This window comes from Psychrobacter sp. 1U2 (genome assembly GCF_051847575.1).
Genome location: NZ_JBPYDC010000673.1, coordinates 1 through 907, shown reverse-complemented (window position 1 = coordinate 907; position 907 = coordinate 1). Strand labels below are relative to the sequence as shown.

General features: G+C 45.9%; 1 protein-coding gene. It reads right to left on the bottom strand.

Translation table 11 applies throughout. The features are described 5' to 3' along the window. Nucleotides 1–857, bottom strand: an 857-nt coding sequence (locus tag ACS8FD_RS18020; protein ID WP_439276858.1) for a hypothetical protein, incomplete at its 3' end; no start/stop codon positions are given. Between the last annotated feature and the right edge of the window lie 50 nt (nt 858–907).

Below are 907 nucleotides of genomic sequence, written 5' to 3'. Positions count from 1 at the left end.
GACGCATAGACGCTAAGACGCGCGCAAATGACTGCCAACTGGTAAATACGCTTTTTACAATAGCTGTCTAAGCCTTGCAACAAACGCACCATATAAGGCGTCTCAAGACTAGCATAGTCATACCCTTCAACCACTTGCTCACCAAGTGCTGTGACGCCGTAGCTAATAGACAGGTGCGCACAAAAATAACAGCTGAATAAATAACCAACCACATGACCAATATAATATCCACGATCATACGTAAAACTACTCACCCCAAAGTGACCAAGCACATAGCTATTTAGACTGGCTTGATCCTCAATAGGTTTGGGGTGTTTTAGCTGACCCACAGTTGCAAGCCTTAGTGGATTATGACCATCTTGCGCCGTCAGCTGCCACCCTGCTGGCTGCTGAGCTGGCATATGGCGTACGATGTCAGCGATAATATCATCGACCACATGCAACTGCTGCCATAAGCGCTCAAGTGGATTGACATCGAGCAGGCCACGCTTATCAAGCTGCTGCGCAAGCTTATACTGCTGATACTCTGCAAACTGACTCTTTAACGTCTGTACCAGATAGGTTGGACGTACATTTGCAGAAGCCAAATATAGCAAGCGAGTACGCTCATGCTGCAGGCGATAAAGTGTTAAACGCAGCTCAGCCACACTAGACTCTGAGGTGTCAGTTGCGTGAACAGCAGATGACAAAGAAGATGACGTGGTAAAAAGAGCAAGCAGCGCCGCTTTATCTCTCACTGCCGATTCTTGTAGCGATGATAATGTCTCATGGCTACTTCTATCATCAAAGATGGAGGCACTACTATCGCTATTTATCGTAGTAGATTGTAGGGTATTGTTAAAAGTCGGTTGGGTCATAATGTACCATCACCAGCAAAAAATAAATGTGGCCTTCAGTATCATAAGCG